The sequence below is a fragment of the Streptococcus sp. ELY_137 genome, from assembly GCF_058314515.1.
The window spans coordinates 1-7,784 of record NZ_JBZFUL010000026.1 but is presented as its reverse complement, the minus strand read 5'-3'; the positions used below and the strand labels follow the sequence as shown (position 1 = coordinate 7,784).

7 protein-coding genes are annotated in these 7,784 nt (G+C 32.0%); 1 reads left to right on the top strand and 6 read right to left on the bottom strand.

Annotated elements, in window-relative coordinates:
- The 3 genes from AC4HAO_RS11205 to AC4HAO_RS11195 form a co-directional block, all read right to left on the bottom strand.
- On the bottom strand, positions 1 to 1,306 hold a 1,306-nt coding region (locus AC4HAO_RS11205; RefSeq protein ID WP_491135391.1), incomplete at its 3' end, for an AAA family ATPase.
- Between the two features lie 24 nt (positions 1,307 to 1,330).
- Complete coding sequence (locus tag AC4HAO_RS11200) at positions 1,331 to 2,452, bottom strand: hypothetical protein (RefSeq protein ID WP_491092939.1); 1,122 nt, start codon at positions 2,450 to 2,452, stop codon at positions 1,331 to 1,333.
- Positions 2,449 to 3,651 carry a protein kinase family protein gene (locus AC4HAO_RS11195; protein WP_491092938.1) on the bottom strand — a complete coding sequence of 401 codons (1,203 nt, stop codon included), beginning with the start codon at positions 3,649 to 3,651 and terminating at the stop codon, positions 2,449 to 2,451. The genes AC4HAO_RS11200 and AC4HAO_RS11195 overlap by 4 nt, the downstream gene beginning before the upstream one ends.
- Positions 3,652 to 3,831: 180 nt before the next feature.
- On the opposite strand from AC4HAO_RS11195, the gene AC4HAO_RS11190 reads away from it, so the two are divergent.
- Positions 3,832 to 4,332: a hypothetical protein gene (locus AC4HAO_RS11190; protein WP_491092937.1), complete on the top strand. Its 501-nt coding sequence runs from the start codon at positions 3,832 to 3,834 to the stop codon at positions 4,330 to 4,332.
- A gap of 266 nt (positions 4,333 to 4,598) precedes the next feature.
- Here AC4HAO_RS11190 and AC4HAO_RS11185 read toward each other — a convergent pair whose 3' ends face one another.
- From AC4HAO_RS11185 to AC4HAO_RS11175, 3 genes are all read right to left on the bottom strand, one after another.
- Positions 4,599 to 5,102, bottom strand: coding sequence for a DUF4411 family protein (locus AC4HAO_RS11185; RefSeq protein WP_491135389.1), 504 nt, complete (start codon positions 5,100 to 5,102; stop codon positions 4,599 to 4,601).
- A 3-nt stretch (positions 5,103 to 5,105) separates the two neighbouring features.
- Positions 5,106 to 6,206 (bottom strand): ImmA/IrrE family metallo-endopeptidase, encoded by a 1,101-nt coding sequence (locus AC4HAO_RS11180; RefSeq protein WP_491135388.1) that lies wholly within the window; start codon positions 6,204 to 6,206, stop codon positions 5,106 to 5,108.
- A 277-nt stretch (positions 6,207 to 6,483) separates the two neighbouring features.
- Positions 6,484 to 7,593, bottom strand: a complete 1,110-nt coding sequence (locus AC4HAO_RS11175) for a Fic family protein (protein WP_491135387.1) — start codon at positions 7,591 to 7,593, stop codon at positions 6,484 to 6,486.
- Positions 7,594 to 7,784: the final 191 nt, after the last annotated feature.

Sequence of the window (7,784 nt, the reverse complement as noted above, 5' to 3'; positions counted from 1 at the left end):
GAGTTCGTTTGTGGTAAGATGGGTGTAGGTCATTTATGGTAGTTCCTCTCAGACAAATGTGGTGTTTATCTGAGCCTAACATAAATGGCTTTTTTCTGTCTAGCTTAATTTTACAAATTGGGGTTTCTAAAATGAGCTTCGAAATTGATAAGATAACGATCTTTTGTCCAGAACTAGATAAACCAAATAACTCCTTTAATCGTACTTTTAAATCTTGCAGGTCACCATCAAGATTGACTTCACTGGGGATAAAACTCTTAGGAAAAGCATTACTTTTAGAAATTAGTTCTACAAAAAGACTCAGATTATCTCTACTCTCGCTTAAATCCTCTACAATACTTTCATACTCTTCCTTCAACTCTTCTAAGTGCAAAGGTTCCTTTCCCTTTTTATATAAGCCTAAGTAATCTATATTATCACGTCCAATAGGTTTATCACCTTGGAAAGTTAATTTATCAAAAGGACTAAATGATATAAATAATATTTTTGAAAAATAATCATTAGGAGTATCTATTTTAATATCGTCTTGTGTACTGAATCGTACTTCCATTTCCCTATCATTTAATTTAAACCCTGAATGAAATTCTAGCTTTTTATTTGCGGCTAACAATAAAATATCTTTAAAAAATGTTGTCTTTCCTACACCGTTATTTCCTATAATGGCATGAATATTTTGCGGTAATACTTCTTCTGGGTCTGCAATAAAATTTACTTTATTAACCAACTTATTTTCTGAAAAGTATGAATAGGTAATATCATAGCCATTGCGTTTTCCGTCTATAGCCACAGGGCTCAGTGTATGCTTAATATACTCCTCTGCCTCTTTTTTACTTCTATAGGGTCGCAATAGTGAACTAGAGACAATTTCTTTATTCCATAATTCATCAGTAACACCTGATCCTAAAACAGCCAAATCATTTAAACTCAGTAATATGGATTCACACTGTTTACTACTAAAATTTTTATGTAGTTCAATATAAAAGCGCTCATTTCCTAGAGAAACAAAATTATTATTTAATTTTGTAAATTCGTCTTTAAATTGAGGATCGTCAAACGTTTTATATTTTTTTATTGAACCTGTTTTTTCATCAAAATTATTTATTTTTACAGCTTCTAAATTTGCTATATTGATAGATCCTAAGTACACAAGCTTTCCTGTTTCCTTGGGCACGTATACTTCGAAAAGAGTTTCATAGCCGTAGTCATCCCAATAATTTTGCTCTAAAAATAAATGGTTCTTATATTCAGAATAATCTTTTCTTTTATCAATATATCTTTTAAACTTTTTAAATTGGGGGGTATTCATAAATTTATTCCTCATGGCTAATTTCTATATCTGATTTAGTTTAATTAACTCACAAATCAGATCATTCAAGTTTTCAATCTCCCTATCAATTTTTTGTATAAAATTATTAAATTCTATGCCACTAAAATACTCCACCATTTCATAAAAATAATTTTCTTTAAAAATTTCCATAGGAACCCCTGAAATCTCATAATGGAATATGTTATTTCGGAATTGACTTTTGTGAGGAAACAATACCTGTTTGCATTCGATTAGATTAGTTATTGAGGACTGTTGTTGCTTATCTAATTGGTTGGAGTATTTTTTATTTAAATTTTGTATAGCATTTACACTAGTCAAATAGCTTTGTAGTTTTGCACGATAGAAAAAGGTACCTTTAGAGTCGAAAATTCTTGGAAAAACGTAATTTACAAAATTATTCTGGCAATAAATATTAAATAAATAAAGTTGAAATTCATCATCTAATTCTCCTACCAAAATATCTCGTCTTTTAGAGTCCCTGAAAAAATAATCTTTATGACTAAATAATTCTTGGGCTACTTCAAAATTATTTTCGCTTTTGTTTAGTTCGGAAAGTCCAGAAATATGGGAAATTCCAGCTAAAAGAGAAGATAAGACTTCTGCATATTTAGCTAAGATAGTTTGTGATACTTCTTGAAATGCTGATATTGTATAAATATCATCTGGATCATAGAAGCTTTCTAAGTAGATACTGAGTTGACTGGTATTTCCGTATGGAACTCCTGAGAATGTAAAAACGCCTAGGTCTTTCTGGCCTACTAACTTTACCATGGCCTTTTGAAAAGAGCTGTATTCAGATTTTAAAATATTTAATCTTTGTTCTGCACCGCTATTTAATAATTTTTTAGCTCTATTATTTTTCTTATCTGTATATAGTTTATAGCTGATTCTTGATTTTTTCAGTAAGTCATAAAATGGTATTCCTTCGATATCGGGGAGTTCTGTACTTGTTCCATAACGTTGAATCCAACCATCAGCCAATGAAGATAAAAAGGGTAATAGAGCAATGGACAGTTCAGAATCTACCATGAAAAGATTATTATTTACCATTTTTAGTAGAATTTGAACTGCTTCATTTGTTTCTCTTGTCATTATTAATAATGAAATTTTTTCTAAATTATTCACTTTTGTATTCTCTTTTTGAAATTAATTTGATAATATTTTTGCTTTAATTCATTAATTGATTTATAGCGTTTTGTAATATCTGGGTGAGTACCAATTTTCATAAAATTTTCCAATCCCTCATATTCAAACTTAGTAAGTTTGCTAATTCTTCCCGTGATTACAAAATAAATTAATTTTGTTAATGCAAAACATTCATAACTAATATCATAACTTTTAAATCCATATAAATTCAGGTTGGTACTATCGTTCATTGCCCCTTTAACATCTGTATTTGTTGCAGTTAAAAAGCTATTTGATATTTTCCCTAGACCAAAATCGCATAGTTTTATCACTAATAAATCATCATATCTTTTTATCAAAAAATTTTTAGGACTTATATCTCTGTGCAAGATATTTTTAGTTGATAGAAATTCAAATACTCTAATAATTTGAGAACAAATTCTTTGTCTATCATTGAGGGATATTTTATTCCCATTTTTTTGAATATAATCAAATAGATTCATATCAGCTAATTCCATGGTGTATTCATTAGATTCTTTATTGAGTTTGTATACCTCAAGAATATAAGGAAATTGAAGCTGTTTCATTATATTAAATTCTTGATAAAATCTATTTAAGTCTGTTTGTGACAGATTCCTTTTAGCCCGTTTGACTGCAAATTCTTTGTCATAGAAAGCATCATGATATTTGTAAACTTCTGCATAAGAACCACTACCTATAGGTTGCAAACGATATGGAAATTTATCATTGTTTAAATTTGAAGAGACCGAAAAAATTGCTGAGTCGTAAACAATATCTATTTTTGCCATGTCTTCTGGAACTTCACTGCCTCCAGAAGATTTTAAAAATTCTTCAAATCGCTCTAGAACACCACTATAAGTGTCAATGATACAAAAATTTGAACTGTTTAATTCCTTAATTTTGCTTATTCTATCAATGATTTCGATTATTTGAAGGAGTTCTCTACTTGCATCTGCTAAATAATAGTAGTTTAAGTTTTGGATTCTATCATTAAACAATTTAAATAATCTATTTAATCGTAAATGAATATTTGATAATACCAACCCACATTCCATACCAAATGTGTTCTCGTATAAATACAAATTCCCATCGTCTGAAGATTCATTAAAATACTCATCGTTAATTTTTAACATTGTTTTTTTAAACAATGGATTGTTTAAATTTGAGGCTTGTTCCATATGATTAATTATACCATTTTTCTCATTTTCAAAAAGGCTGCCTTCACTATAATCATGCGATTGTATGATATTCAATTAAATAAAAGAGCAATTAAGAGTTTATAAGGTTAATATATAATTGTCGTATTATTTTAATATTTAGTATGCTATAATTCGGATAGCATATTTATGAGGTAAGTTATGAATCTAAAAAAACATTTTAAAGAATTTATGGATAACTGGAAAGACAATCTAAAGATATTTTTATTGTTTTTCTTTTTATCATCCTTTGTATTTTTAGGATTTATTATTAATTCCAAAGATGATTCAGCTATGAAGCTACTTATTTCAATTTTTAAAATTCTTAAGTACAGGTTCTTCTTCTTTGTACTGATTATCATATTTCAAGGAATGGTATTACAAATTTTAATTCACGAAGTCTTTAAGCTTATTTCACTAGAGAAACATAATGATATGAGGCGCTCTTTTAAAACTAGTTACGTACTTACACTAATTATCCTATTAGTATACTTACTAAACACCCTAGCTCTTGATCAGTTTAATTTATTGATCACGATTCTTGGTTTACCTATTTTATCAGTCTATTTTCTACCTGAAAAATTAATACAATTTTTAAAAAAGAAAATGAAGAAACAAGATCAATTTAAGAAGAGTTATCACCCCCGTCGTAAATTTCATTAATCATAACTGCCCATTTTGCTATTTAATATAAAATATGTTATTATGCACCTAAAGATAGCTTTCGAAGGATTACCGCTGTGTTCCCGAATGGAAGTAAGTCAATGGACGAGAATTCACACGCGCCTGGGGTTATCTTTTTTAGTATGGCTGTTCTTTAGATCCTCAGCAAACTTTGAGGGTCTTTTTCTTTGCTCGAAAATTTGAATATTTAAAAAGCAGCCTCTGATTTGGGCTGCTTTGGTTAGTTCTACGCTTCTATTAATAGACTAAATTGATAGGCTGACTTCCTTAAAAAACTGGTTCATATCTATACACCTAACATTTAACTGTTTACAAACATCAGGAATTTTGGCATTTCTACTAGGATTTACCTTATTTAAACTAGGGACCGACAATTCGCTTGTAACGATGGTATACCCCTTTTCTTTAGCAATAGCTATTAACCATGGATCAGCAATTTTTTCATGTGCCCATCCTTTATCTGAAACGAGAGCAGTATCTTTATAAAAACCACAACTTTGAATGTGCGTTAATACTGCTCCCCATCCCTCAGCAAATTCTTTATGTTTGATGTATGAACGAGCGTAATTTTCTGACAGCCACTCATTTAAAAAGGCATCCTGATAGTTTTCACTAATGACGATATCTGGGATAACAACAGATGCGTTTAATATCTCAGGAAGTTTCTTCCAAAAGCTCGGGAAAAATTCTTGCCGATAATAGCGATCATAAAAATTGATATAGATATTCGAATCTAAAAGATATTCCAATCGCTATCCTCCTTTCAACAAAGTTTTGTAACCCTTGTAACCAACTCCAACAATATTAAAGGCTTCTGTGTAAGTTAATCTATTTTGCATCACTGCATTATTAACATACTGGAAAAAATGACGATCCATTCTAAAATTTAGATTATTGTTGTAATTTCCACCAAAATTTTCTTTTTTAGGGATTTTCTCAAACTCTTTTGTCAATTTTTTTGTAGCATCGTCATATTCTTTTTTGGTAAGAATATTTAAATCAAATAATCTTCTAACAATAACAAATTGACTGACTTCAAAATACCTAGCAATTTTTTCTAGTTGACTAGAGAAATCACTATCCCTATCAAACCTTGCCATTAACTCTTCTTGAGGGACAAGTATCTCGGCTGTTATTCTATTAACAAAGCTTTCTAGTGGATCAACTGAAAAGGAAGAGCTCTCTTCAAGTAAGTCACTTTCTCCTAAAAACAGATGCACAAATTCATGGACAAGCGTAAAGAGTTGGCCAGTTTTAGAATCCTTTTGATTAATAAAGATAATTGGTGCGCGTTTATCTGCTAAAGCAAAACCACGAAACTCTGATAAATTCAAATTACGATGGGTATTATCTTTAATTTTCCCATTAAAGAAAACGAAGACTCCCGTTTGGCTTATTTTTTCACGGTATTGTCGTAACCGATCTTTATAAGAAGTTGATTTTAGATAGCTTTTGATATCTGTAATGACGGGATTAATATCCTCGGAAACAGAAAATTTCCCAACAAAATCAAGCTCAGTTTCAATTTCATTTTTTAAAAAATCCTGTTTTTCTTGCATCTCAAGGATGGTATCTCTCAGCTCTGGGCTCATTTCATCAATCGCTTGGGAATTAATTGTTCTAAAATTTAGCCGAACGCCATCAGTCTCAATTTTATTACTAAGCAATAAGAGTCCTGTCGGCACATTGATGAGATTTGCTATTGCTGAAATTTGATTAAATGTGGGCTGTTTGGTTCCTTCTAAAATCTCTTGAATTTTAGGAACTTTTTTCTCTATGATTTCTAAAGGTGTATTCGATGATTTGATATAAGTCGATAAAATATCAGGATTAATAGTTAATCTTTGAACCATAAAAACACCTCCTTGTTACATCATATTTTATCAAAAACTCCATCATTATACTAGTTCTTTTCTAGCACTTACAGTTTTATGATAGAACTACCTTCATTGAAATGGTGGTAGTCTTACTGTCTCTGACTTTGCACATCTTACCTACTTGGTCACTGTTGAGTTCTGCCGTTTTACAATAGCAGATGCTTTTTGGGTCTTTGGGCAGTCAGTTTTAAAACTTCAATGTCTTCTAGGTAGTCAATGACTTTTTTGATGGCTAGTTTGGAATAGTCATGCGCTAGGGTAGCCATGATATCATTGTCTGATAGGGGCTGTCGCTGGGATCATCAACGAAGACTTTGGATTGATAGAGGAGAAAGAGAATGCTTTTTTGGAGATCGGTGTAAGCGGATTGCTCCAACTCTTTGGAATAGTCTTCTAAGATGCTTCTCTTTTCTTCCAGAGTATGGATGATGTCTTCTTGACCAGCCTTTAGGATTTCCATGAGCGCAAGGACAAAGAAGCTGCCTTCTGCCTTGTTGTCGGCATCACCTGTGATCTTAAAGGCATCGTAGTATTTCTTCTTCTCTTTGATGATGCTCTGGGACATGACGAGACCTGAGTAGATATCCAGCTTTCTAGCTAGGTATCTGGAGAGGATGTATCTGCCTGTCCGGCCGTTGCCATCATAAAAGGGATGGACATTTTCAAAGAAATAGTGGGCTAGAAAGGACTTAATCAGGACAGGAATAGCCTGATCATTGATAAAACCAATCCAAGCCTGCAGCATGGTCATGATCTGTTTTTCAGAGACGGGTGGGATGTGCTCCGTCTTTTGGTTAGCAGCATCAATGGCAGATACGAAACTGTCTCTGAAAAGTTCACCATCTAGCTTATCTTCACTATCAATTTCTCCATCTGTTAGCTGATCATAGATCATTCTAATGCTCTCCAGACTGTCAATTTTTAGGAAATCATTGCTACGGATATCGTCATAAAGTCGCACTGTTGAACTAAGTCGGATCTTTTCTTTAGTGTGTTGCGCTAGGGATTTATGAGCCTTGGAAACTTCTTTTCTGGTTGTCTTTATTCCTTCGATTCCATCGGTACTGATAACAGACTGATAAAGCTGCTCTCTGTAAAATTGCTCCTTAGCTACTTCAGGCAGGAAATCTGCCAGCTCTTTGATACGATTGGAGTTGGCGACAATTTCTTGAGTTAAGAGCTGAATATCATTGATAGGAACTGAGAACAACTCAAATTGGCTTGTTTGAAACTCTCCACGCTTAGACAGATGTGGAAAGAGCTTGGACTTGATTGTTCCAAAACTGTTGAATCGTTTTTCATACTCCTTATCATTTGTTCCAGAATTCATATATTTAATAATTTTCAGCGGTTTATAACTCATTCAATACCTCCTATCTCTCAAAACCGAGGGTTTTAATAGATATTACCATAGTTTTACTTTCTTATCTCCCAATTTGTAAAATTAAGCTAGACAGAAAAAAGCCATTTATGTTAGGCTCAGATAAACACCACATTTGTCTGAGAGGAACTACCATAAATGACCTACACCCATCTTACCACAAACGAACTCGT